The sequence below is a fragment of the Bacillus paranthracis genome (genome assembly GCF_001883995.1).
In the GTDB taxonomy this organism is placed as follows: Bacteria; Bacillota; Bacilli; order Bacillales; family Bacillaceae_G; genus Bacillus_A; species Bacillus_A paranthracis.
The window spans coordinates 204,190-231,146 of record NZ_MACE01000018.1; the positions used below are offsets into that span (position 1 = coordinate 204,190).

Annotated in this window: 24 protein-coding genes and 1 other annotated feature; all 24 genes read right to left on the reverse strand. The window is 36.6% G+C overall.

The annotated features are described in order from the left end of the window. Positions 1-61 precede the first annotated feature (61 nt). The 24 genes from ileS2 to rsmH all read right to left on the reverse strand — a co-directional run bounded on the left by ileS2 (position 62) and on the right by rsmH (position 26,918). Positions 62-2,827: an isoleucine--tRNA ligase gene (ileS2, locus tag BAQ46_RS07085; protein ID WP_000455935.1), complete on the reverse strand. Its 2,766-nt coding sequence runs from the start codon at positions 2,825-2,827 to the stop codon at positions 62-64. A gap of 71 nt (positions 2,828-2,898) precedes the next feature. Then, positions 2,899-3,123: a binding site (T-box leader), on the reverse strand. Between the two features lie 51 nt (positions 3,124-3,174). Beyond that, positions 3,175-3,681: a septum site-determining protein DivIVA gene (gene divIVA, locus BAQ46_RS07090; RefSeq protein WP_001131612.1), complete on the reverse strand. Its 507-nt coding sequence runs from the start codon at positions 3,679-3,681 to the stop codon at positions 3,175-3,177. A gap of 89 nt (positions 3,682-3,770) precedes the next feature. Beyond that, a complete protein-coding gene (locus BAQ46_RS07095; RefSeq protein ID WP_000029725.1) occupies positions 3,771-4,538 on the reverse strand; it encodes a YlmH family RNA-binding protein in 768 nt (255 codons plus the stop codon). Positions 4,539-4,553: 15 nt separating this feature from the next. Next, positions 4,554-4,817, reverse strand: coding sequence for a YggT family protein (locus BAQ46_RS07100; RefSeq protein WP_000450920.1), 264 nt, complete (start codon positions 4,815-4,817; stop codon positions 4,554-4,556). A 6-nt stretch (positions 4,818-4,823) separates the two neighbouring features. Next, a complete protein-coding gene (locus tag BAQ46_RS07105; protein WP_000119138.1) occupies positions 4,824-5,294 on the reverse strand; it encodes a cell division protein SepF in 471 nt (156 codons plus the stop codon). Positions 5,295-5,313: 19 nt separating this feature from the next. Next, complete coding sequence (locus BAQ46_RS07110; protein WP_000218169.1) at positions 5,314-5,988, reverse strand: YggS family pyridoxal phosphate-dependent enzyme; 675 nt, start codon at positions 5,986-5,988, stop codon at positions 5,314-5,316. Next, a complete protein-coding gene (pgeF, locus tag BAQ46_RS07115) occupies positions 5,985-6,803 on the reverse strand; it encodes a peptidoglycan editing factor PgeF (protein ID WP_001209002.1) in 819 nt (272 codons plus the stop codon). Before pgeF ends, BAQ46_RS07110 begins: the two co-directional genes overlap by 4 nt. A 118-nt stretch (positions 6,804-6,921) precedes the next feature. After that, positions 6,922-7,206, reverse strand: coding sequence for a YlmC/YmxH family sporulation protein (locus tag BAQ46_RS07120; RefSeq protein ID WP_001998116.1), 285 nt, complete (start codon positions 7,204-7,206; stop codon positions 6,922-6,924). Positions 7,207-7,373: 167 nt separating this feature from the next. Beyond that, positions 7,374-8,153 (reverse strand): RNA polymerase sporulation sigma factor SigG, encoded by a 780-nt coding sequence (sigG, locus tag BAQ46_RS07125; RefSeq protein WP_000197753.1) that lies wholly within the window; start codon positions 8,151-8,153, stop codon positions 7,374-7,376. Between the two features lie 157 nt (positions 8,154-8,310). Further along, positions 8,311-9,030 (reverse strand): RNA polymerase sporulation sigma factor SigE, encoded by a 720-nt coding sequence (sigE, locus tag BAQ46_RS07130; RefSeq protein ID WP_000976948.1) that lies wholly within the window; start codon positions 9,028-9,030, stop codon positions 8,311-8,313. A 19-nt stretch (positions 9,031-9,049) separates the two neighbouring features. Beyond that, complete coding sequence (gene spoIIGA / locus BAQ46_RS07135) at positions 9,050-9,967, reverse strand: sigma-E processing peptidase SpoIIGA (RefSeq protein ID WP_000261994.1); 918 nt, start codon at positions 9,965-9,967, stop codon at positions 9,050-9,052. Between the two features lie 315 nt (positions 9,968-10,282). Further along, positions 10,283-11,437: a cell division protein FtsZ gene (gene ftsZ / locus BAQ46_RS07140; RefSeq protein ID WP_000888991.1), complete on the reverse strand. Its 1,155-nt coding sequence runs from the start codon at positions 11,435-11,437 to the stop codon at positions 10,283-10,285. Positions 11,438-11,476: 39 nt separating this feature from the next. Continuing rightward, positions 11,477-12,784, reverse strand: a complete 1,308-nt coding sequence (gene ftsA, locus BAQ46_RS07145) for a cell division protein FtsA (protein WP_071741808.1) — start codon at positions 12,782-12,784, stop codon at positions 11,477-11,479. A gap of 401 nt (positions 12,785-13,185) precedes the next feature. Further along, entirely contained in the window at positions 13,186-13,956 is a 771-nt protein-coding gene (divIB, locus tag BAQ46_RS07150) for a cell division protein DivIB (protein ID WP_000798222.1), read from the reverse strand. A gap of 98 nt (positions 13,957-14,054) precedes the next feature. After that, complete coding sequence (murB, locus tag BAQ46_RS07155) at positions 14,055-14,960, reverse strand: UDP-N-acetylmuramate dehydrogenase (protein ID WP_000437042.1); 906 nt, start codon at positions 14,958-14,960, stop codon at positions 14,055-14,057. Positions 14,961-15,021: 61 nt separating this feature from the next. Further along, the gene (murG, locus tag BAQ46_RS07160; RefSeq protein WP_001265415.1) at positions 15,022-16,116 is read right to left on the reverse strand and encodes an undecaprenyldiphospho-muramoylpentapeptide beta-N-acetylglucosaminyltransferase; all 1,095 of its coding nucleotides are present in this window, start codon (positions 16,114-16,116) and stop codon (positions 15,022-15,024) included. A 105-nt stretch (positions 16,117-16,221) separates the two neighbouring features. Beyond that, a complete protein-coding gene (gene spoVE / locus BAQ46_RS07165; RefSeq protein ID WP_000753510.1) occupies positions 16,222-17,313 on the reverse strand; it encodes a stage V sporulation protein E in 1,092 nt (363 codons plus the stop codon). 90 nt (positions 17,314-17,403) lie between these two features. Then, on the reverse strand, positions 17,404-18,756 hold the full coding sequence (gene murD / locus BAQ46_RS07170; protein WP_000860124.1) for a UDP-N-acetylmuramoyl-L-alanine--D-glutamate ligase: 1,353 nt from the start codon (positions 18,754-18,756) through the stop codon (positions 17,404-17,406). Continuing rightward, the gene (mraY, locus tag BAQ46_RS07175; RefSeq protein ID WP_063675631.1) at positions 18,757-19,731 is read right to left on the reverse strand and encodes a phospho-N-acetylmuramoyl-pentapeptide-transferase; all 975 of its coding nucleotides are present in this window, start codon (positions 19,729-19,731) and stop codon (positions 18,757-18,759) included. Between the two features lie 22 nt (positions 19,732-19,753). Next, positions 19,754-21,229, reverse strand: a complete 1,476-nt coding sequence (gene murE / locus BAQ46_RS07180; protein ID WP_000766300.1) for a UDP-N-acetylmuramoyl-L-alanyl-D-glutamate--2,6-diaminopimelate ligase — start codon at positions 21,227-21,229, stop codon at positions 19,754-19,756. 208 nt (positions 21,230-21,437) lie between these two features. Then, complete coding sequence (locus tag BAQ46_RS07185; RefSeq protein ID WP_001266227.1) at positions 21,438-23,354, reverse strand: stage V sporulation protein D; 1,917 nt, start codon at positions 23,352-23,354, stop codon at positions 21,438-21,440. Positions 23,355-23,435: 81 nt separating this feature from the next. Further along, positions 23,436-25,586 (reverse strand): penicillin-binding protein, encoded by a 2,151-nt coding sequence (locus BAQ46_RS07190; RefSeq protein ID WP_084638309.1) that lies wholly within the window; start codon positions 25,584-25,586, stop codon positions 23,436-23,438. Positions 25,587-25,607: 21 nt separating this feature from the next. Continuing rightward, a complete protein-coding gene (ftsL, locus tag BAQ46_RS07195) occupies positions 25,608-25,970 on the reverse strand; it encodes a cell division protein FtsL (protein WP_000067081.1) in 363 nt (120 codons plus the stop codon). Between the two features lie 15 nt (positions 25,971-25,985). Beyond that, positions 25,986-26,918, reverse strand: coding sequence for a 16S rRNA (cytosine(1402)-N(4))-methyltransferase RsmH (rsmH, locus tag BAQ46_RS07200; protein WP_000481790.1), 933 nt, complete (start codon positions 26,916-26,918; stop codon positions 25,986-25,988). Positions 26,919-26,957: the final 39 nt, after the last annotated feature.

The window sequence follows — 26,957 nt, forward strand, 5'->3', positions numbered from 1 at the left end:
AGTTATTTCAATATACTATTAACCAAAAAAATGACTGCACTTTACGTGCAGTCACCCCTTATTATTTTACATAATTTTCTTTAACAACCGTTGCACAACGCTCACATAATGTTTCATGTTCAGCATCTTTACCAATTGTTTCTGAAACTACCCAACAACGTTCACATGTTTCACCAGTTGCTTGAACAACAACAACCGCTGTATGTTCATACTTCGGTGCATCTGCTGGCGCTTCTTCCATCATGCCACCAAGTTTGTACTCAGAAACGATGAATAATTGCTTTAAGTCTTCGTTAATAGACTCTAACATAGCTTTCATTTCTGCAGTTGGATATAGCGTAATGCTTGCATTTAATGACTTACCGATTACCTTTTCATTACGAGCTACTTCTAACGCTTTTAATACGTCATCACGCAATGTCATAAATGCATCCCATTTTGTTTTTAATGCTTCTGCACCATCTAATTGTACAGCTTCTGGCATATCAGTTAATTGTACACTTTCTTCTGTTACACCTGGAATGTATGGCCATACTTCATCAGCTGTATGCGGTAAGATTGGTGTTACAAGTTTCGTCAATGCAACAAGAACATCATATAATACAGTTTGAATTGCACGACGATCTTCATGGTTCGCACCTTCAATGTATAAAATGTCTTTTGCAAAGTCTAAGTAGAATGAACTTAAATCAATTGTACAGAAGTTATGAATTGCATGATATACAGCAGCGAAGTCGTATGTCTCATATGCTTCTTTTACTTTTGTAATTAAGTCATTTAATTTCACTAACATGTAACGATCTACTTCACGAAGTTCAGCTACAGCTACTGTATTTTCACTTGGCTTAAAGTCGTCTAAGTTTCCTAATAAGAAACGGAATGTGTTACGGATTTTACGATACACTTCTGCTACTTGTTTTAAAATATCATCCGAAATACGTACATCAGATTGATAGTCAACAGAAGATACCCATAATCGTAAAATATCTCCCCCTAATTGATCCATAATTTTCTTCGGTACGACGATGTTTCCAATCGACTTACTCATTTTACGTCCTTCACCATCTAATACGAAACCGTGGCTTAGTACGCCTTTATATGGCGCTTTTCCTGTTACAGCAACTGCTGTCGATAATGAAGAGTTAAACCAACCACGATATTGGTCAGATCCTTCTAAATATAAATCTGCTGGACGTTGTAAGTCATTGCGCTCTTCTAATACCGCTTGGTGAGAAGAACCCGAGTCGAACCATACATCCATGATGTCTGTTTCTTTACGGAATTCACCATTTGGGCTACCTGGATGTGTAAATCCTTCTGGTAATAGATCTTTCGCTTCACGCTCAAACCATACGTTAGAACCGTGTTCACGGAATAAATCAGCTACATGGTTAATTGTTTCATCCGTAATGATTGGATCACCATTCTCAGCATAGAATACAGGAATTGGCACACCCCATGCACGTTGACGAGAAATACACCAGTCACCACGGTCACGAACCATGTTATGAAGACGAGTTTCGCCCCATGCTGGTACCCATTTTGTTTCCGCAACAGCTTCTAATAACTCTTTACGGAATGCTTCAATAGATGCAAACCACTGTGCTGTCGCACGGAAAATAATAGGTTTTTTCGTTCTCCAATCATGTGGATATGAATGCGTAATGAATGTTAGCTTCAGTAATGCGCCTACTTCTTCTAATTTTTCTGTAATTGGCTTGTTAGCTTTATCATAGAATAAGCCTTCAAATCCAGGTGCTTCCTCTGTTAATACACCTTTATCATCAACTGGGCAAAGTACTTCTAAGCCATACTTTTTACCAACAATAAAGTCATCTTCCCCGTGTCCTGGTGCTGTATGAACACAACCTGTACCTGCATCTGTTGTTACGTGATCTCCTAGCATAACTAATGAATCACGATCGTAGAATGGATGCTTTGCAACTGTATACTCAAGCTCGCTACCTTTTACTGTTTTCACAACTTCAGCGTTTTCCCACTCTAACGTTTTTGCAACTGTCTCAAATAGTTCAGAAGCAATAATATATTTTTCACCATTTACTTTTACAATAGCGTATTCAAGTTCTGGGTGAACAGAAATACCTAAGTTTGCAGGCAACGTCCAAGGCGTTGTTGTCCAGATAATGTATTTCTCATCACCTTCTAATACGTTCTTTCCATCTTTTACAGGAAATGCTACGTAAATAGATGCTGATTTCTTATCTTGGTATTCAATTTCAGCTTCTGCTAAAGCTGATTCACTCGTTGGTGACCAATAAACTGGTTTTTGTCCTTTATAGATATAACCTTTTTTCGCCATATCACCAAACACTTTAATTTGTTGTGCTTCATATGCTGGCTCTAAAGTAATGTATGGGTTATCCCAATCAGCACGTACACCTAAACGCTTAAATTGCTCACGCTGACGTTCTACTTGTTCATATGCATACTCTGCACATAACTTACGGAACTCAGCAACTGTCATTTCTTTACGCTTCACACCTTTATTTGTTAAAGCTTGTTCAATTGGTAAACCGTGTGTATCCCAACCTGGGACATATGGTGCACAGAAACCAGTCATTGATTTATAACGAACGATAAAGTCTTTTAATACTTTATTTAATGCATGTCCCATATGAATGTCACCATTCGCATATGGAGGTCCATCATGCAGTACAAATAAAGGACGACCTTTCGTATGTTCTTGTACCTTTTCATAAATATTCATTTCCGCCCACTTTTCTTGCATTGCAGGCTCACGTTTTGGTAAATTCCCACGCATCGGGAACTCTGTTTTTGGCATTAGTAATGTATTTTTGTACTCCATGCTCAATTCCTCCTTACATGTATAAAAGAAAGACCTAAAAAACGGAATAAAAAAGAGACTTTCTCATCCCAAAAAGGGACGAGAAAGTCTCCCGCGGTACCACCCTAGTAGATTCTATACGTATGTATACAATCCTCTTTATATTCTTAACGCGAATATACGCCTACGCTTACTCTATTTGTTCAGCGCGGAACTCCAGGGTGATATTCCCATTATCTCCTTATCCTGAGCTTACACCATCCTCAGTTCGCTATATAAGGTATGAAAAAGGTACTTATCCCTATCTTCGTTTTTCTTAATAAATATGTTGTTTAAAATTATATGTAATAATGAGAAAAACGTCAAGCTTACACTGTTTCTTCTTTTTTCAACAGCTCGTCTACTTCGTCTTCTAACTCAATTAGTTTATCCCAATCATCGTTGTTTAACATTTCAAGCTGTGTTTCTAATAACATACGGAAACGAGTGCGGAATACTTTCGCTTGTTTCTTTAGCTCTTCAATATCAAAAGCAACTTTTCTTGATTTTACTAAAGCTTCGTTAATAATACGGTCTGCATTCTTTTCAGCTTCACGTACAATTAATTTCGCTTCTTTTTGGGCATTACGTTTTACTTCTTCCGCTGCTTCTTGTGCAACAACGATAGATTTGTTTAACGTATCTTCAATATTAGAGAAATGATCTAACTTCCCTTCTAATTGCGCAACTTGTTCTTCTAAAGCTTTTTTCTCACGAATGACTAATTCATAATCTTTGATAATTTGATCAAGAAACTCATTTACTTGATCCTCATCATAGCCACGGAATCCGCGACCAAATTCTTTGTTATGAATATCTAATGGTGTTAACGGCACAACGCCACCTCCAAGTAGTTATCTAAATTTCCTCTTTCAATTATATCTTTTCTTCGACAAAATAGGAGGATTTCCTTCTAAAAAACCAATCATTTTAGTATACCATACAAAATTCTCCATTTGTCGCGCTTTGTTCTACCTTCTACAGAAAACAATTTACTGCGTCCATATCCTCTCACTGAAAAAACATCTCCTGGATAACATTCATAAGAGGTTTGCTCCACTGTTTTCCAATTCACTTTTACTAAACCATTTTTTATGAAAGGTTGTACTTTTTGCCTAGATATATGTAACATTTCAGCTAACATAACATCTAAACGAAGTGAAGAAACCGTTCCGGATTTCTCCCCCCACGTTTCTTGTATCTGTAGAATTTTTTCCCCTTGCACTGGTGATAAGGAGACTTTCACTTTTCCTATAGATTGTAAGTTCATCTCAATATAAGATACAACTTCTTTCGCGACTACAATTTGGGCACGATCTTCTTGAAGCAAAATATCACCACATTTTTCTCTCGTTAAACCGAGAGACATAAATGTACCTAATATTTGCCTATGCTCTAGCGTATAAAACTTGGAAGGATAGTCAATTTCCAATACTTCTACTTGAAATTCCTCTTCATTTATTACTAGATAGTCCGGATAAATGAGTGCTCTTTTGCGCTCTGCTTGAGACGTTGCACCATCAAATTGTACAGCAACATCCCCTTGGCCTATTACCATAGTAACAATTTGTTGTTGCCTTGGATCAAGGAAATCTGTTAATTTCACTTGATGGTACTCCGCTGCTCGCTTCCACTCTAACACTTTATCCACAAAGACCACTTCATCAGGTCTAAAATGCTCGTAGATGCTCATACATATAACCTCTTACTATAAGAAATAGCCGAATAAACTTATTAAACCATTTGTCGCAAGTCTTAAAGCAAAGATCGCAACGAGTGGCGAAATATCAATCATACCAAGCGGCGGAATAAATCTGCGAAATGGTTCTAAATATGGTTCACAAATACGCGCAAGAAACTCTCCGAAAGTTGATTCCTTTGCACCTGGGAACCATGATAGGAGAATGTAAATAATAAGTGCCCACGAGTAAATCTCGATAGCATAAACTAAAAGTCTTAAAACGGTTTCCATGGCGTATTACCACCTCTTTATATTTGTGTCTTCTTCTTCACCGAATAACTCTGAAATTGCACCAACAATATCTACATTTTCAGGCGTACACATAAATGTTTTCGGTCCTATTTTTTGAATGTCCCCGCCTATAGCGTATACAGTACCACTTAAAAAGTCAACGATACGTACAGCTTGATCCGTAGACATTCGTTGTAAATTAATTACAACAGCTCGTCTACCTTTTAAATGGTCCGCAATTCCTTGCGCTTCCGAATATGTGCGTGGTTCTAGTAAAACAACTTTTGAGGATTGCTTCGCTGTTTCAATGCTCACAACATTTTGTTTCGTTTGCGCTTTTGGAAACGTAACATCTTGTTGTTCTGGCGGATCTTGCTGCTTCTTCATGTCCGTTTGCTCCTTTTCATAACTATATTGAGCTGCTTCTTTTTCTTCAGGTGTATCAAAAAAGAAGTATTTTACTTTTGACCAACTCATAATAAGATTCTCCTTCCTTTTACGCTTTTCCTACTAAAATCGTCCCCAAACGAATGTATGTAGCACCTTCTTCAATTGCAATCGTGTAATCATTAGACATTCCCATTGATAATTCTTTACATGGCGCATGTAATAATTCTAACTCCTGCACCTCTGTTTGTAGCATACGTAATGTCTTAAAACAGCGTCTAATTTCTTCCTCTTCTTCTGTAAACGGAGCCATTGTCATTAGTCCAACCACTTCAATCTTATCCAATTCTTGCAAACTTTGAATAAAAGAAACGGTTTCTTCTATTGCCAATCCTTGCTTTGATTCTTCAGATGATGTTTTCACTTGAATAAAACATTTCACTTTCTTATCCGCACGTTTTTGAATTTCTTTTGCAAGTGAAAGACGATCTAATGAATGTAAATAATCGATTTCATTAATGATTTCTTTTACTTTTCTCGTTTGTAATGATCCAATAAAATGCCAATTCACTTTTGAACCGAAATGTTCATACTTCTGTAAGAAACCTTCATTTCTATTTTCACCTAAATCGATAATTCCTGCTTCAATTACTTCGTTTGTTTTTTCAATTCCTACCGTTTTTGTAACTGCAACGAGTTTAATATCTTGCAAAGAACGTCCCGCTCGCGCGCAAGATTGTTTAATTGCTTCGTTTACAGTTGTTAAATTTGTTTGTACTGTCACTTGCTTTCATCCTCCTTAAAACCTATGAAACTCAACATTCTCCCTGTCTTACCTTGATCACGACGGTGAGAGAAAAACAGTTGTTCTTCACAGCTTGTACAAAGAGATGACATTACAATATTCTCTTCTTTTATGCCTGCTTGTACACATAATATACGATTAATTTCTTTTAAATCAATTGCGTACTGTCCGTCAGAAACTTTTTTATAAGGAACAGAACCGTTTACTACTTGCTCTGCTGCTGTTAACACTCGATCATCAACAACATAACAACAAGATCCAATTGCTGGTCCAATCGCAACATGAATTTCATCACTCGAAATCCCTTCTGCATTCCATTTTTGAATCATTTCTTTTGCAATCTCTTTTACAGTCCCTTTCCATCCAGCATGCGCAAGTCCTATCATACCATGTGATGGTGCATAAAAATAGAGTGGAACACAATCAGCATAACAAGATGTTAAAAGAACATCATTATTAGTCGTATAAATGCCATCTGTTTTTGAAATGCCGTCTTCATATGAATAAACGCCACTTCCTTTTTCCTGTTGTCCTACTTTTTCAACATGATGATCATGAACTTGTTCAGAGCAAATCCAGTTTTCTAATGGTTTTTGTAACTTATTTGCTAAAATGCGTCTATTTTCATGAACGTTCTCGGCAATATCATTCACATGTAATCCTAAATTCATTGCATGAAAGGAGCCCGTACTTACCCCACCATCTTTTGTCGTAAATCCAGCAGTAATGTTTCCAAGTTCTTTCCACGCTTCTAAATACAGTATACCGTCCACATATTTAAATGGTTCTCTCATAACAGCGGCTCCTTTTAATTAAAATAACATAAAAAAGCATGGTACTTCCTGTCTATTTTACCATACTTTTATTTTTTCATAATCCTAACAGAAAAAAAAGAGGAATTTGTAATATTCTTTATGAAATTGTCGGTGTTTGTATTGATTCTGTTACAGAATTAACAGGATTTACTCTAACAAGTATGACATCTTCCCCAATTTTCACAATTTCTTTCCAAGGAATTACAATTTCTACGTCTTTCCCAAAAATCCCAAACATACGTGCCTGTTTAGAAATAATAATAGAATCGATCTTCCCTGTGTTCATATCAATTTCAATATCACCAATATTACCCAGCCTTTTTCCGTCTGAAACATTTATTATATCTTTCATCTGCAATTCCGAAATTTGTATCACTTTCATCCTCTCCCTTATATATGACGAATCGAAAAAACATTGTTTCTCAAATGAACAGGAAGCAACCTCTTACCAACTTCATATTATTTTCATTATATGAACACAGCTACCCTACTATGAGCGCAAACAAACTATATGACATATAAAAAGGTTTCACCATAAATGGTGAAACCTTATCCTTGAATTGTCTTATTCATTTGTTTAATAGCTGATTTCTCTAAACGTGACACTTGTGCTTGAGAAATCCCAATTTCTTCTGCAACTTCCATTTGTGTTTTCCCTTGGAAGAAACGTTTGCGAATAATCATTTTCTCACGATCATTTAAACGCTTCATTCCTTCTTTTAGTGCTAGCTCTTCAACCCACTGCTCGTCCTTTTGTTTTTCATCACTTAACTGATCCATAACAAAGATAGGATCTCCCCCATCGTTATAAATCGGCTCAAATAATGAAACTGGATCTTGAATTGCATCTAAAGCAAAAACGATTTCTTCATGAGTCACTTCAAGCACTTTTGCAATATCCATTGCTGTTGGTTCTTTTGAATTTTCTGCAATCAACTTTTCTCTTACTTGTAACGCTTTATACGCAATATCTCGTAATGAACGAGATACGCGAATCGGATTGTTATCACGCAAATATCTGCGTATTTCCCCAATAATCATCGGCACAGCATACGTTGAAAATTTTACATTTTGGCCTAAATCAAAATTATCAATGGATTTCATAAGTCCGATGCAACCAACTTGAAATAAATCGTCAACATATTCTCCTCTGTTATTAAATCTTTGGATGACGCTCAGTACAAGACGTAAGTTTCCATTCACTAATTTCTCTCTTGCGCTTATCTCTCCACTTTGCATTTCACGAAATAATTTACGCATTTCATCATTTTTTAGTACGGGAAGTTTAGCTGTATCAACACCGCAAATTTCTACTTTGTTTCTCGTCAAAGTGTTCCCTCCTATCGGGAGTTGCTGTACAGTGTAAAGTATTTCCTTTGAAGGAGATTTTATGCATGCGGTTTTCTCTTCATTTTTCATTTTCGTTGTCCTCCCTCATACAACGAAAGAGAATAAGACCAGCCTACATAACGGCTGGTCTTATTCTTTACACCATTTTATTAAATTCTTTTCGTAATCTTTTTATGATTCTTTTTTCTAAACGCGAAATGTATGACTGTGAAATCCCAAGCATATCCGCTACATCTTTTTGCGTCTTTTCCTCTCCTCCAGCAAGCCCAAACCGAAGTTCCATAATTTGTTTTTCACGATCATTTAATTGATGTAATGCTTTCATTAGAAGATGACGATCAACCGTAGCTTCTAAATCTTTTGTAATAATATCATCGTCTGTCCCTAATACATCTGATAATAAAAGTTCATTCCCGTCCCAATCGATGTTAAGCGGTTCATCAAAAGAAACTTCTGAACGATTTTTATTATTCCGGCGCAAATGCATTAAAATTTCATTTTCTATACAACGTGATGCATATGTTGCTAATTTTATTTTCTTTTCTGGATTAAATGTATTTACCGCTTTAATAAGCCCAATTGTTCCAATGCTAATTAAATCTTCAATATTTATCCCTGTATTTTCAAACTTTCTTGCTATATATACAACTAGCCGTAAATTGCGTTCAATCAGTAACGACCTTGCTGCCTGATCTCCTTTTGGCAATTTATTCAAAAGAACTTCCTCTTCTTCTTTCGTTAACGGTGGTGGTAACGCTTCACTTCCACCAATGTAATAAATTTCATCGGTCTTAATTCCTAATTTCAACAATACTTTATACCAAAGGTATACTAAATAAAATTTTAATTTCATCATATTATCCCGCCTCCCATTATTAAGCAATTACCATTTTTTGCGAAATTAACATTTTCGGATGCACAATACATTGATACTCTCCATTGGTTGACAACTGTTGTGTATTTAATCCAATCAATACTTTATTGACGACAATAGAACTACCTTCATGATAAATTTGTACACTTTCTGGCTTAATTGCCCATAAAAATTGATTCTCTACTCCTACTGCTCGGAAAGGAATTAAGCGTAATTTTGTCGCCCACCCAGAATCATTTTCTGGTATTTGAGGAATCTGTGTTTTGGAATAAATTTGTTCTGTTAACCAAGCTGGTAAACAATGTTCTAACGATGAAATATGCATAATCATAACAGGTGTTTTCGTTAACGGGTCGTAAAGTTGATTCCCACTATCAATTAAACCTGCGAGTTCTAGTTCCTCTTCAGCTAATTGAATTTTCAATTTCACAATTTGATCATAGTGTATTTTTGTAACCTCTACGCTTTCAATACGCTTTTTAGAAAAATAATAAATGACTGGAAAACCAAAAATAACGAACAACCAACTAATTGGGTCACCATAAGAAATTGATTGAGATTGAACCAACCCATTTACCATTTCATTCGTTTGCAAAAAGAAATGAGTGCCCATTAATCCTCCGCCAACCATAAAGGTTACAAAGTAAAAAGTAAAAACAGTTTGTGCATAATTTCTAAATGTTGTAAACCCAAATGCTGTATACACAATAAGTAACGAGTACAGTAGTTTCATAATCGGATGTGTCATCATAGAAGCAAAAGGAGTAAAGGCAAAAATAACAATGGTTGAACCTATCAATGCCCCTAACACAAGCCTCCATCTTTTGATCTTCTTTTTTAACACGGTAGCCGTTAATAAAAGTAAAAGAAAATCAATGCAGGCGTTTAACAACCAAACAACGTCGGCGTAAACAACCAAACAATTCACCTCTTTTTTTAAGTTGAGACTAGTATAATGCATATCCAATAGGAAAGTGTGTCAATTTGCGGAGGTGTTTTTTTGTTATTTTGTGCTTTCTAGACATAATCTGTCGGTAAAAAATAAAAGTATATGTTTCATAGAATGCTATATACTTTTTACTTACATATAAAGTGAAACTTTAATCACCACGCACCAATCATGTTATCCGGCAAATAGCGAAATAGATTAAAATATATAAAATAAAAAAAGACCTGCTTAGGCAGATCTTTTCCCCGTATAAAACAAAAAAGGAGCATAAATGCTCCTTTTCTTTTATCGTCTACGACGATTACGTAAAAATGCTGGAATATCGATATCATCTGAATCTGAATGACGCTCATGTACAACTGGCTCTTCACGCTTCATTTCACGTTTTACTTCACGTTGTTTTGGTGGTTGAGCTACTGGCTGTTGCTGTTGTTGCGTGTGATTCACATTCGGACGGATAATTGGTTTTGGTGGTTGAGTTGCAATTGTATCATCAAAACCAGTTGCAATTACAGTTACAACGATATCATCTTTTAATCCTTCATTAATAACCGAACCGAAGATCATATTTACTTCTGGATCTGAAGCTGAAGCTACAATATCTGCCGCTTCTTGTACTTCATATAAGCTTAAGTTAGCTCCACCAGTAATATTCATGATAACACCTTGAGCTCCATCAATAGATGTTTCTAATAATGGACTAGAAATCGCTTTTTTCGCAGCTTCAGCAGCACGATTTTCTCCATTACCAGAACCAATACCCATTAAAGCAGAACCTCTATTAGACATAATTGTTTTTACGTCTGCGAAGTCTAAGTTAATTAAACCTGGTGTTGCAATTAAATCAGAAATACCTTGAACACCTTGACGTAATACGTTATCCGCTTCACGGAATGCCTCTAACATTGGCGTGTTTTTATCAACAATCTCTAATAAGCGATCGTTTGGAATTACAATAAGTGTATCTACATTTTCTTTAAATGCTGCAATACCAGATGCCGCTTGTGTTGCACGCTTACGTCCTTCAAATGTAAATGGACGTGTTACAACACCAACTGTTAATGCACCTAATTCTTTTGCCACTTGAGCAACAACTGGCGCTGCACCAGTTCCAGTTCCGCCGCCCATACCAGCAGTTACGAATACCATATCAGCACCACGAAGTGCTTCTTGGATCTGTTCTTTACTTTCTTCTGCAGCTTTTTTCCCTACTTCAGGGTTTGCACCTGCACCAAGTCCACGTGTTAATTTTCCACCAATTTGCATTTTTGTTTCAGCTTTTGATAGATTTAATGCTTGTGCATCAGTATTCACAGCGATAAAGTCTACACCTTGTACACCGTGTTCAATCATACGGTTTACAGCATTGTTTCCGCCACCGCCGACACCGATAACTTTTATATTCGCTAATTGATCTTGAGTAGTATCAAACTCTAACATGTCGAAATCCCCCTAGAACCTCATTTTTCGTGTCCAATTTTAATCCCATAAATAACGGAATACACGTTTTACTTTTGACATCATACGGTCATCATTTTGATTATTATTGTTTTGATTACGAGTTTTTTGTTTCGCAGGTTGCTGTTGTACCGGCGCTGGAGCTTGTGCTGGTACTGGTTCAAAATGCCCTTGCTTTTCCTGTACATTTTTCCCACGTAATTTAGCTTTTTGATAAGAATGTTTAATTAATCCTACTCCACTTGTATATTGTGGCTCACGCACACCAATATAATCAGGAGTTGCTATACGAACATTTTCATGTAAAATATCATATGCAAGATCAAGGACACCTGGCATAGAAGCAATTCCACCAGTTAGTACATAACCAGAAGCTACTTGCTTTACTCCTAACTTACGCACTTCATCTTGAACAAACATTAAAATTTCCTCTACACGAGCCTCTATTATATCCGATAATTCCAACTGAGAATATTGTTCTGTTTGATCGCTTCCCATAATAGGAACCGTAAACATCTCTTCTTCAGATGCTGTATCATAAAAAGCATGTCCATATTTCAACTTAATTTGATCTGCATTTTCTGTTGAAGTTTTCAACCCAATTGCAATATCCTTCGTTATATGGTCTCCACCTAATGGTAATACGCTCGTCGCTTGTAACTCTCCATCTTTAAAAATAGATAAAGTTGTAGATCCTCCGCCCATATCAACAAGGGCTACTCCTCTATTTTTTTCATCCGAAGATATAGCAACTGTTGCAGCCGCTAAAGGTTGAAGACAAATATCAACAATTTCAAGACCTGCTTTTTCTACACAACGAAGTAGGTTATGTAGTAAAGTTCTCGAGCCTGTAATAAGTGTACCTTCCATTTCTAATCTTACACCGATCATCCCGCGTGGATCGTTAATCTCGTCAAGACCGTCTACAATGAACTGTCGAGGTACCACATCAATAAACTCACGTTCTGGAGCAATTGACACAACTTGTGCTGCATCTAGAACGCGTAAGACATCTTCATTCCCGATTTCACGATCTTCATTTGAAACAGCGACTACTCCGTGACAAGGAAGTAGTTGTACCTGGTTTGCATTGACACCTACTACAACTTGCTCAATGTGGATTCCCACCATGCGCTCAGCTTGTTCAATTGCTTTTTTAATTGATCGAACAGTCTCGTCTATATCAACTATCGATCCCTTCTTTAAACCATTTGATTTTACATTTCCAACACCAATAATGTTTAAGCTGTCATTAACCATTTCACCAATGATGACTTTAACATTGGATGTACCGATGTCAAGACTAACATATATTTCATTGCTGTTCATTCTTTGGCACCTCCTTCTTTATTTATACCATACAACTCAATATATGGAACAACAATCGCAACTTTACTATTTATAAGAAAAATATTCAACGTCTTTATACGTTTCCCTTTTTTAACCCTATATTTTTCTTATTTTTATTTAACATTCATTTAAGAATATCGCAGTAAACTGTGAATAACTGCTTATCTTGAAATAATTCCATTTCAAGTGTAAAGATTACCGCCAAGTATAAGTCTACACTAAGATGTACTCATAGAAAAGTGAAACTTGTACCAATCCTAGTATGAATCTAAGAATTTTTACATCTTTTTCATCAAATGAACCATTCTTGTAAACTCCTATGCACCAAGCAGAACATTCGTTTCGTTTTTTTCTACAATAACGTAGTGAAAACTATCATTCTATTCTTTTTTTTCTTCTGCTCCTAATTCTTTCGTATACGCCCCTACTTCTAAATCAATTAATACCTTTTTACCTGGCTCAATTGTTTTTAAGATAAGTGGATAAGCTTCCATACGTTTTGCGAAATTTTGAATCGTAGTGCTCACTTCATACCCTTCATTCATATATAAAGTAAGGTGGTCTTCATTCGCATTCGTCGGTGAATAACGAATTTCAGAAATAGACCTTAAAATAGTTGGGGTTAATTTTTCAAGCTCAGCAATTAACTCCTTCATTTTTTCCTCTTTAAAAGGTTCAAAAATTGGCGCTGCAACAGGAAGTTTTCCGTTCGGGAGTACATCAAGTGTTTTCCCGTTCTCTAATAACGGTTGTAATTTCCCATCTTTGTTTATATAACCAATCGTTAAATATTCTTCAATATGAACGTCAATTTTATTTGGAAAACGTTTCTTTACATTTACTGCTTTAATTTCTTTTCGTTTCGTTAAGTTTTCTTCTGCTTTATGTGCTGTCACTCGGAAATAACTTGTATCATATGTCACACCTGATTCCTTCATCACTTGTTCATCTGTCATATAATGATTTCCAAACACGCTTATCTTTTTTATATTGCTAAGTGGAGACCGAAAATAAATTAAAAAGAGAACTAATAGAAATAAAATTGATATGTATAAAATCAACCGATGATTAACATTTTTCTTCTTTTTTTTCTGTTGATTTTTTAACTTTGGTACACGATCCTGTAGTTTAATTACTTTACTATTTTTCATGTACGATCCCCCTACGTAACATAAAGAACGGCATGTTCCTCATGCCGTTCTTATCTTCTTATTATAACATAAATGATAATGAGCGGAACGAATAACCGTTATCTTCCAATGATTTCTACTTCTGTATGCATTTCTACGCCAAATCCATCCTTAATTGTTTGTTTTATTAATGCAATTAAAGATAAGACATCTTGCGCGCTGGCTCCCCCAGTATTAATAATAAAATTCCCATGCATTTCAGAAATTTGAGCTCCACCTATTTGATAACCACGAAGCCCCGCCTTTTCTATTAAATCTCCTGCAAAGTATGGAGTTGGATTCCGAAACACACTTCCTGCGCACGGATGATTCCATGGCTGTGTTTCACGACGGTAATCTTTATTCTTTTGCATAACACTTACAATTCTCTCACGCTCACCTATTTGTAATTGAAACTCAGCCTCCAAAACAATACCAGGACGTTTCGTTTGCAATACAGATGTACGATAGGAAAACTCCATTTCTCCATGCGTTAACCAGTCAATTGTTCCGTCTTCAAACAAAATAAGAGCTTTTGATAATATGTTTGATATATCCGAATTATGTGCTCCTGCATTCATATACACTGCACCGCCAACACTTCCTGGAATACCACTTGCGAACTCCAGACCGGCTAACCCTTGCCGACTAAGTAAAGTTGATAATTTAATTAGGGGATACCCACCACCAACTCTTACTCTATGTTTTTCGACTTCTAAGTGGTCTAATCCTTCTCCTAAACGAATAACGACACCTTCTATACCTAGATCAGATACAAGAAGGTTCGAACCGCGACCAATTACAGTCCACTTTGTTTTATATTTCTTTACTAACTGCAACGTTTTTTCAATACCGGCAACATGCTTTGGCACAATTAAAATATCAGCTGGTCCACCTATTTTCATAGTTGTATAACGTGCTAACGGTTCATCCACTAACACACGACCAACATTTGCTTCTATAAGCTCATTTACTAATTGCTCCATAAACAATCTCCCCCATACTAAGCATCCTTATTACAGTAGTATGCAGGGCGTTCACCTAACGTTATTTTTTTACAAGCTTATTCATTACTTCATACAACTTATTTGCTGCATCTGGAATACCTAATTGCCCAGCAGCAAGCTTCATATTTTGTAATGTTTGTGCATCTAATAAAATCTCGTCAATATCACGAATAAGTGTTTCAGCTGTTAAATCTTTTTCAAGCAACATTTTTGCTGCTCCTTTATCGACAACAGAACGTGCATTTTTTTCCTGATGGTTATTTGTTACATAAGGACTCGGAATTAACACACTTGGCTTACCTAACGCTGTTAATTCTGCAAGTGTTGTTGCTCCAGCTCTTGAGACAACAAGGTCTACACCTGTAAGTACTTCTGGCATATTATGAATGAAAGGTTTAATAATAACATTATTCGGGTTCCCTTTTTGCTTCACTGCGTCCATCACTTTGTCGTAATGAACTTCACCTGTTACATACAATATTTCGTAACTTTTATTTCCAAACTGTTCAATTGCCTCTACGAAAGCATCGTTAATTGGTCTAGCCCCACGGCTGCCACCAAAAATAAGCACGGATTTTTTAGGAAGAGATAAACCTACTGAACGTTTTCCTTTCATTCCATTTTGATCCATTACTTCTGACGCTCGTGGGTTTCCTGTCATGACCACTTTTGACTGCGGAAAATGTTCTGCAGCCGCTTCAAAACAAACTGCAACTTTATCAACATAGCGGCTTAAAAATTTATTCGTTACACCAGGTACACTATTTTGTTCATGTACAATAGTTGGAATACCTAATTTTGCCGCAGCATATACAACAGGTCCACATACATATCCACCTGTTCCAATTACAATATCTGGATTAAAACGACGAATATATCGTTTACTATCTTGTACACCTTTTAGAAAACGCATCACCGTTTTCACGTTATCTAACGATATTTTACGCTTAAATCCACTTATAACAATAGATTGAAACGGTATACCTGCTTTGGGCACGATTGTGCTCTCTAATCCATTCTCCGTACCAATATATAAAAACCTTGCTTCCGGATTTAATTTTTTTATTTCTCTTATTAAAGCAAGAGCCGGATAAATATGACCTCCAGTGCCCCCACCACTTACTAATACACGCACTACTAACTCCTCCGCTTCTCTTTTTCTTATTACAGTCGTATTTATTTCTATATACATATTGTTTCTTCGTACACATACGAAAAACCCTGTCTTATAAAACAGGGTTTAGTAGCGAGAATGGCGACTTATATTTAATAATACACCTACTGCCATTAACATTAATGTCAAACTTGATCCACCATAACTTAAAAACGGCAAAGTAATACCCGTAACAGGCATCAATCCTGTTACAACACCAACATTAATCATTACTTGAATCGCAATCATCGCCACAATACCTACTGCTAAAAACGTACCATATAAATCTGGCGCTCCTAAAGCTATACGAATCCCACGCCATAATAATAGACTAAATAATAATAACACAAATGAACCACCAATAAAACCTAATTCCTCGGATAAGATTGCAAATATAAAGTCTGTTTGCGGTTCAGGTAAATAAAGAAACTTTTGTCTACTTTGTCCAAGTCCAAGCCCGAATAATCCACCTGGTCCAATTGCGAGTAACGATTGAATAATTTGAAATCCACTTCCAAGCGGATCTGACCACGGGTCTAAATATGATGTAATACGTTTCATCCGATACGGTGCTGATGCAATTAGCCCTACAAATCCTGCTACACCAAGCAAACCAAACATTGCAAAGTGAAAGACTCTTGCTCCTGAGATAAATATCATAATGATACATGTCCCAACCATTACCGTCCCTGTACCAAGGTCGGGCTGTAACATAATCATTCCGAAAGCAAGAAATACAAAACCTAAAGCTGGTAGTAAACCACGTTTAAAAGAGGTAATTAATTTTTGTCGTTCCGCTAAAAATTTCGCTAAGAAAATAATCATCGCAAACTTCATAAATTCGGACGGTTGAATGGAAAATGCCCCGATTCCAATCCAACTTCGCGCTCCTCCTCGAACAAGACCTACTCCAGGAATAAGAACGAGAATAAGAAGAATGAAGCAAACTAGCAAAATTACTTTTGAATACGTACGCCACACCCAATAATCAATTTTCATAATAAAAAACATAGCCACTACACCAAGACCTGCGAATAGCAATTGCCTTTTTGCAAAAAAGAATGAGTCCCCCATTTTATAAGAGGCCCAAACCGCACTCGCACTATAAACCATAATCATTCCGATTGTTAACAACGCAAGTGTAACGATGATGAGAATAAAATCAGGCGTTTTCTTCATTACCCATAAACACCACCTCTTTAGGCAGAAACTTTTGCCCTATGTAACAAAACATCAGTAGGTGTTAGCCTACTGATGTTTTGATTTACTTTATATAAGTTTATGCACAGCTTGTATAAAAATGTCTCCTCTTTCTTCAAATGTTTTAAATTGATCCCAGCTTGCACATGCTGGAGAAAGAAGAATTACATCGCCATCTGTAGAATGAGCATAAGCTTTCACTACAGCTTCATCTAAAGTATCGACACTTTCAATTGTATCTAATCCCGCTTTTTCTGCAGCTCTTACTAATTTTGGAGCTGTTTGTCCAAATGTTACAATCGCTTTAACATTTTTGAAATACGGAATTAAATCATCGAATTCATTTCCACGATCTAGCCCACCTGCTAATAACACAGTCGGTTGTGTAAACGCAGATAAAGCTTTCTCTGTCGCTAACATATTCGTTGCTTTTGAGTCATTATAAAACTTACGGTTGTTTATAGTTGTTACGTATTCTAAACGATGTTTTACACCTGTAAAACGTTTTAAAACTGCCGTAATCGCTTCATTAGAAACACCCAATAATTTTGAGATACTCATCGCTGCTAAAATATTTTCTAAATTATGTTGACCAGGTAAAACGATATCGCCTACTTCAACAACTTTTTCACCTTTAAAATAAAGAGCATTATCTTTTATACACGCACCATCTTCAATTTCTTTCGTTGTTGAGAACAGTACTTTTTGACCTTTACTATAAGCAGATAAAGCCATCACATCTGCATCATCTGCATTTATTACACTATAATCATTTTCTGTTTGGTTTTTAAAAATATTCGCTTTTGCTAAACCATATTCTTTCTTCGTCCCATGATAATCTAAGTGGGCCTCAAATAAATTTAAAAACGCAGCAATTTTAGGTTGGAACAATTCTACTCCCATCAATTGGAACGATGAAAGTTCTGTAACTACAACTTCATTTTCTTTCGCATCCTGTGCAACTTCACACGCTACAGTTCCAATGTTCCCTGCAATTACGGGATGCTTTTGTCCTTCTTTTAGCATTTCAAATGTAAGCATTGTCGTCGTCGTTTTACCGTTAGACCCCGTAATCCCAACAAATGGTGCTTCTGAAATACGATATGCTAATTCAACTTCCGTAACAATTGGAATTTGCTTTTCTTTCGCAGCAACTAATATTGGATTAGAATACGGGATTCCTGGATTTTTTACTACAAGAGAAATATTTCTCTCTAATAATTCTAAAGGATGACCACCGCATACAACGTCCATTCCTTTTGCTTGTAATTCTGCAGCAAGTACATTCTCTGCTAAAGGCTTTCCGTCATTTACAATAACATTTGCCCCTAACTTTTGTAACAATGTAGCTGCTGCATAACCACTTTTTGCAATGCCTAATACAAGAATATTTTTATTTTGAAATTCAGTTACAGTTTTCAATTACATCCACACCCCGATATAAATTCCTAACACAGCTAATAAAAATCCTACAGACCAAAACGTCACAACGACACGCCACTCTGACCAACCACATAATTCATAATGATGGTGTAGTGGACTCATTTTAAAGACACGTTTTCCTGTTGTTTTAAATGAAATGACCTGAATAATAACCGATAAAGTTTCCATTACGAATACTCCGCCAATGATTACAAGTAGCAATTCTTGTTTTAATAAAATTGCTACAGCTGCAATGGCTCCACCTAAAGCTAATGAACCTGTATCTCCCATAAACACTTTTGCTGGATTCGCATTGAATACTAAAAATCCAAGTACAGCTCCTACAACTGCCATACAGAATATCGCTACTCCAAATTGCTCTTGTGCCACAGCAATAATACTAAATGCTCCAAATGCAATAGCAGCAGTTCCTGATAATAAACCATCTAAACCGTCAGTTAAGTTAACTGCATTTGATCCACCAATAAGCATAAATAGTACAAGTACAAAATACGCCCAACCTAATTCAAACTTAACATCCGTTCCCGGAATCATGATGTATGTGTGGAACGCTTGCCCTTTTCCAATTAAAAAGAACGCAATAGCAATAACAAGCTGACCTACTAATTTTTGTTTTGATGTTAAACCAAGATTTCTCTTCTTAACTACCTTTATGTAGTCATCTAAAAATCCAATCAATCCGTAACCAAATGTCACTAATAGTAATAACGATACCTCTGCACCTAAATAATTAAACTTAATCGCCATAATAAGTGAAGTTACCATCATAGATACGTATATGACGATACCACCCATTGTCGGTGTCCCTGATTTTTTTTGATGTGATTTTGGTCCCTCATCACGAATACTCTGTCCGAACTTTAATTTTCTTAAAAATGGAATAAACAATGGCGAAAGGGCAACAGAAATTAAGAATGCTACCCCAGCCGTTACTAATAAACCTTGCTCAAGCACATGTAGTCCTCCTCTCACGTTGTTACTCTTCGTTGTTTAAACGCTCTGTAATTGCTTCTTTAGCGATTTCACGATCATCAAAATGATGAACATCTTTACCAATAATTTGATATGTTTCATGACCCTTACCAGCAATAATGATAATATCTTCAGCTTTTGCGTTAGCAATTGCATGGTATATCGCTTCTTTTCTATCAATAATTACTTCATAATTATTTCCATTTGCACCATGTACCATATCATCTAAAATAGCTCCTGGCTCTTCACTTCTTGGATTATCTGAAGTGTAAATGGCGTGAGTTGCATATCGTGTTGCAACACTTGCCATGATTGGTCTCTTCGTTCTATCTCTATCACCGCCACAACCGACGATGCAATATACGTCACCTTTTGCAAACTGTTTTGCTGTTTTTAATACATTTTCTAAGCTATCTGGTGTATGTGCATAATCAACAATAACTGTATAATTTTGTCCACCATCAACTACTTCAAAACGTCCTGGAACTCCAGCTAGTTCCTTTATTACATCAATGATTGTTTCTAAACTTACACCAGAAACAAGTCCTGCCGCTGTCGCAGCTAGTACGTTATATACATTAAATTTCCCAATTAATTTCATCGTAACATTTACACTCTCATACGGTGTTACAAGCGTAAATGTAGTTCCACCACTTGTCATAACGATATCTTTTGCCATAACATCACTTGTTGTATCAATTCCATACGTTACAACAGTTGCTGCAGTACTTCTCATATATTCCGCTGTTACAGCATCATCGTTATTCAATACCGCGTATTTTTCACGATTATGATTATAACTATTGCCAAGTTGCGCAAATAGCAACCCTTTTGCATGTTTATATTCTTCCATCGTTTTATGATAGTCTAAATGATCTTGTGTTAAATTTGTAAACACTGCGACATCGTAATCACATCCGTGTACACGGCCAAGATCTAAAGCATGTGATGAAACTTCCATTACTGTGCTATCCACACCGTGTTCAACCATTTTTGCAAACGTCTGTTGAAGTGTTAGTGCATCTGGTGTTGTATTTTTCACCTCAAATGTTTCATCACCGATTTTCATATTAATCGTTCCAATTAGCCCGGTTTTATGACCATGTGCGCGCATAATCTCATCCATAATATGCGATGTTGTTGTCTTTCCATTTGTACCTGTAATACCGATTAAATGTAACTTGTGTGTTGGTTGACCATAAAAATAATCAGCTAAAACCGCTAACGAACGAAAAGTATTTTTCACAAGTACAACTGGAACGTCAACATCAATTGGTCTTTCCGCAACAATAGCAGCCGCTCCTTGTGCCGCTGCTTGCTTAGCAAAATCATGGCTATCAACCGTATATCCTTTCATACATACAAATAAGCTTCCTTCTTTCACTTTACGTGAATCAGCTTCTATAGATGTGATTTCTGGATTTTCTTTTGGAACAACTGGAAAATCATGCAAACATGATACAAGTGTATGCAACTTCATTTCACTAAACCCTCTCTACATTGTGTATTTATCTCTTTTATTAATAAGCAACACGTTACCTCCTAATTATGTAAAATAGGAGGTAAGTGCTACTGTGTCTAATAAATAGACCTATTTATAACCGAGACTCTTGCGGTCTCAAATTAAGTAACTCTTCTATAAAGAACTCACTTCCACCAATTGTACCATAAAACGTACTAGGTTACCTTTAATTCCCGAAGTAAATTCTAATTTTTGAGCCTTCTTTCACTTTAGCTCCTGCTTCTGGGGACTGTTTAATGACTTTCTCTCCATCTCCGCTTATATCAAGCTTCAAATCAACGAGTTGCGTCTGTAAGTCTTTCTTTTTCATACCAATTAAATTTGGAACTTCCACAGTTGGTGTATCGCCCCATTTATATTCTCTCTCAACTTGTTCTTTTCTCGGTTTCACTCCCATAACAGGAAGTGCATCCCGCAGAATATTCCCAACAATTGGAGCTGCTACTACTCCACCAAATTGCGTTACACCTTTCGGATTATCAACAGCAACATATACAACAATTTCCGGATCATCTGCTGGAGCAAAACCGATAAAAGATACGATATAATTATTCTCTAAATATTTACCATCTTTCACTTTTTGGGCTGTACCTGTTTTTCCGCCTACACGATACCCATCAATAAAAGCACCTTTACCAGATCCCTTTGCTACAACATTCTCTAATGCATACCGAACTTTTTCTGAAGTTTCCTTGGAAATAACTTTTCTTTTTTCCACAGGTGTCTTTTTACTTACAACTTGATTGTTTTTCGGATCAATAAATTCTTTAGCTATATACGGTTGATACAATGTTCCACCATTTACAGCTGCTGCTACCGCCGCCACTTGTTGAATTGGCGTAACAGAAACACCTTGACCGAATGAAGTTGTTGCTTGCTCGACTGGACCGACTTTGTCTAAATTAAATAAAATCCCACTACCTTCACCTTGCAGGTCAATTCCGGTTTTTTGTCCAAAGCCAAAATTACGAATGTATTTAAACAATCGATCTTTACCAAGACGATCACCCAGCTCAATAAATCCTGGGTTACAAGAGTTTTGAACTACTTCTAAAAACGTTTGGCTACCATGGCCTCCTGCTTTCCAGCATTTCAATCTTGCTCCACCAACTTCAGCTGCTCCATCATCATAAAACGTATCTTTCTCTAAGTCTACTAAATTTTCATTCAAAGCTGCGGCTAACGTAATGATTTTAAATGTTGAACCAGGTTCATACGTACTCCATACTGGTAAATTTCTATTGTACACTTCTGGAGAAACACTTTGAAAATCTGCCGGATCAAAACTCGGCCGACTCGACATACCTAAAATTTCACCATTTTTCGGATTCATCGCAATCGCAATCATACCATCTGGATTATATGTCGACTCTGCGATATTCATTTCTCTTTCCATAATTCTATTAATACGTGCATCAATTGTTAAGCCTAAATTCAAACCAGCTTCTGGTTTTTTGAAATCATCGCCAACATTAGGCATCCTTTGCCCTTTTGCATCTGCAAAAAAGCGCACATGACCTTCATCACCATTCAGTTCTTTATCATAATATTTTTCTAGTCCCATAAGACCTTGGTTATCACTACCTGCAAACCCTAATACGTGTGATAAAAAGTTGCCAAATGGATAGTACCGGATAGAGTCCTCTGCGATATAAACACCTTTCAAACTTAATCCTCTTACCTCTTTCGCCTTATCATGTGATATTTTCCTTCCGCCTTTATCTAACCTTACAATTGATTCTTTTTTTGTAATCCTCTTATAAATCTCATCTTTTTCCACACCTAATACTGCAGCTAACTTCTCTGCAGTCTCTGCTGGTTTTTCAATTTGCCTCGGTACAACAAAGACAGTTGGAGCACTTTTATTCGTGGCAAGTTCCACACCATTTCGGTCTAAAATTTTTCCACGTTCAGGTTCAAAAGTAATATTACGACTCCATGAATCTTTCGCACGATCCGTTAACATATTCCCAAGAAAAAATTGCACATATCCAAGACGAATATCGATGATAGTGAAAATAAGTATACCTGATATGAGTATAAAAATAAGTCGTTTTCTAACTGTTACATTTGATACACGCATATTGGAACAAGCCTCCCTTACGCCTAGCTTGTTCCAATATATGCTTGTACTTATTTAATTAGAACTTCTTCTCTTTTACCATTACGGCTTTTCTGCTTCTTGTTGTGGTTCAAGTGGCGGTACAAGTGTTACACCTAACTCTGTACCAGGTTGCAACAATGTTCCTTCTGGTACACTTTGTTCGGTTACGTATCCTGTACCAGTAGGTTTTAGATTAAGCTTTAATGTTTTTGCTAAATTCATAACATCACGAAGTGCCCAGCCTTGTATATTTGGCATTGTAGGTTTATCTCCCACTAAGAAGACTCGGTCACCCTTCAATGTTTGTTCAGTTGCTTTCGGTACTTGATGTTGTACTTTCCCTTCACCTAATACGATTGGGCGAAGTTTTGCTTTATCAATGGCTTTTTTCGCTTCTTCCATCGTTTTTCCCGTTACATCTGGAACAGCAGTTTGCTGCTCTTTCACATATTTCTTCGGATCTTTCACTTCATTAGGCTTAATCTTTAAATACTCTAAACTATTCTTCGTTACATATTTAAAAATATCAGCTAAAGGTTGTGCGCCGCTCTCATCATCTTTCAATTTCGGCTTTTTAACAGCTACATACACAACAAGTTGCGGATTGTCCATAGGTGCCATACCTAAGAATGAGAATATATAATTCTCTCTTCCCGTCATATAGCCTCCTTTTCCATCCGGAATTTGCGCTGTTCCTGTTTTACCACCAACTGAATAGCCATCGACTTTATAAGCAGTTCCTGTTCCTTTCGGCGATGTAACAACGCGTTCTAATAACTGTCTTACTTGCGCTGCTGTCTCTTTTGTAACAGGTTTTCCCACTTCTTCTGGTTTATGTTCTAATTTTACTTCCTCTGTTATCGGATCTACAATTTTATCAATTGTATAAGGTTTCATCATTTTCCCATCGTTCGCAATAGCAGTTGCAGCCTGTACAAGCTGAATTGGTGTTACAGTAGAACCTTGTCCAAAAGCTGTTGTTACTTGCTGTATTTGCTGATCGAATACAATGGTATTTGAACCTTCACCAGGTAAATCAATATTCGTTTTTTCATCTAATCCGAAAGCATGAATATACTTTCGGAAACGGTCTGGACCAAGTTTTTGATCCCCTAAAATAGCAAACGCTACATTGGAAGAACGCTCTACCCCTTCATCAAATGTGATAGATCCCCATCCAGCGCCGCCGTTATGATCTTTTATTTTTCGGTTTCCGACTTGATATGTACCAGACTGATAATAATCTTGTCCCTTATACACACCTTCATTAATAGCTGCTGCTAGCGTGAAAATTTTCATTGTTGATCCAGGTTCAAATGCATTTGCAATTGCGTCATTGAAAAAATATTTAATTTGACGATCATTTGGATCATAACTAGGTTTAGTAGACATCGCTAATATTTTCCCTGTTTTTGGATCCGCAACGATTCCTATTAAGCTTTCTGGTTCATAATGTTTACTCGCTTCTTTCATTGCGTCTTCTAAATAACTTTGAATACGCTGGTCAAGCGTTAAATATACATTTTCTCCATTTTTAGGTGCCTTTACATTCACTTTCCCGCCATCAAGAGATACGCCTCTACGATCGCCTGTATAAGCTACTTCTCCGTTAGAAGCACTTAAATATTTATCTAAGCTTTGTTCTAAACCAAAATAACCTACTGAGGTTCCTTTATCATTTGGTTTTGCATGTCCTATGACGTAAGATGCAAAATCACCGTTTGGATACACTCTTGCATTTTCAGTAATAAAAGATATACCTGGCAATTTCAATGCTTCGATTTGTTCCTTCTGTTCTTTTGTCAAATCTTTACCTAGCGTTCCAAATTCGACCTGACTTTTATCCTTTTTGTTTAACGTAGCTAAAATCTTCTCTTCATCTTTTCCGAGTACTCCTGCAATTTTCTTTGCAGTATCCTCTTTATTCTCAACCGGCTTCGCACCTTTTAATTCTGCTACAAGTTTATAAGAGTTTGCATCTTGTGCTAATACATGGCCGTTTTGATCATAAATCGTCCCGCGATTTGCTTCGAGAATTCCTGTTTTACTATGTTTTTGCTGAGCGAGTTTATCCAAATCCTGATTATGCACTGTTCCTGTCGCTTGTATGTAAAAAAATCGGGCTAATAACAGCAAAAAGAGCAGGAGGAATAAAATCATAAAATACCCTGCTCCCTTATTGGTATGAAATTTAGTCATATTTCTCTTCATTTTCCCTTCACACCTATTGCCTTATTTGAGGCCTTTCACATTATTCGCATTAATTTCTAGCCCGTGTTTTTTTGCAACTTCAGCGATTCGTTCATAACGACTTAACTTCTCTACTTCAGCCTGTAACTCTTGATTTTCTTTTTGCTGCTGTACAATTTTTTGTTCTATTGTCGCAGCTTCTACATTAACTTGATAAAGGCCTGCTTTATTTCCAATAAACGCTACACAGGCATACAATAAAAAGCCAATAAACGCTACATACAACAGTTTTTCGATTCTTGTAATCTTCGCTTTAGCTTTTGGTTGAACCATCTGCTGTGGGGGCGTTTGAATCTGAACCTCTTCTTGCGCTTGTTGCTTGTACTTTACAGCTAAGTTACTCATACCTCTCTCCCCTTTTTATCGTTTTTCAGCGATTCTCAATTTCGCAGAACGCGCTCGATTATTTTCTTCTAACTCTATATCAGAAGGTAAAATCGGTTTTCTTGTAATAAGCTTTAATTTCGGCTTAAATTCATCAGGAATAATTGGTAATCCTGGTGGCAATTGTGGCGTTGTACTATTTCGCTTAAACGTCGTTTTACAAATACGGTCTTCTAAAGAATGGAATGTTATAACGCTAACTCTTCCGCCTGGCTTAACCATCTCAATTGCAGATTCCAACGCTTCTTCAAATACTTTCAATTCATCATTTACCGCAATACGGATCGCTTGGAACACTCGCTTCGCAGGATGTCCACCCGTTCTACGAGCAGGAGCTGGAATACCCTCTTTAATTAGTTCTACTAATTCCCCTGTCGTTTCAATAGCTTTATTCTCACGATACGCTTCAATTTTTCTTGCTATTTGTTTTGAAAATTTCTCTTCGCCATACTGGAAGAAAATTCTTACAAGTTGTTCATATGACCAACTATTTACAACATCATAGGCTGTTAATGGGGCATCTTGATCCATTCGCATATCTAACGGTGCATCATGATGGTAACTAAAGCCACGCTCTGGTGTATCTAATTGCGGGGATGAAACACCTAAATCAAATAAAATACCGTCTACTTCTGTTATACCTAATTCCTGTAGTTTTTCAGATAGGTAACGGAAATTACTCCTTACTGTTATGAACTGCTCACCGTATGAAGAGAATTTTTCTTTCGCATTTTGAATTGCTATCTCATCTTGATCAAACGCGATTAATCTTCCGCCTTCAGTTAATTGGGATAATAAATAAGAACTATGTCCTCCTCCCCCCAGTGTACAATCTACATATGTACCACCTGGCTTTATATCTAAGCCATCTACTGTTTCCTTCAAAAGCACTGTTACGTGATTAAACATTGTTGCACCTACTCTTTTTCCAATTAATTATGTTGAATG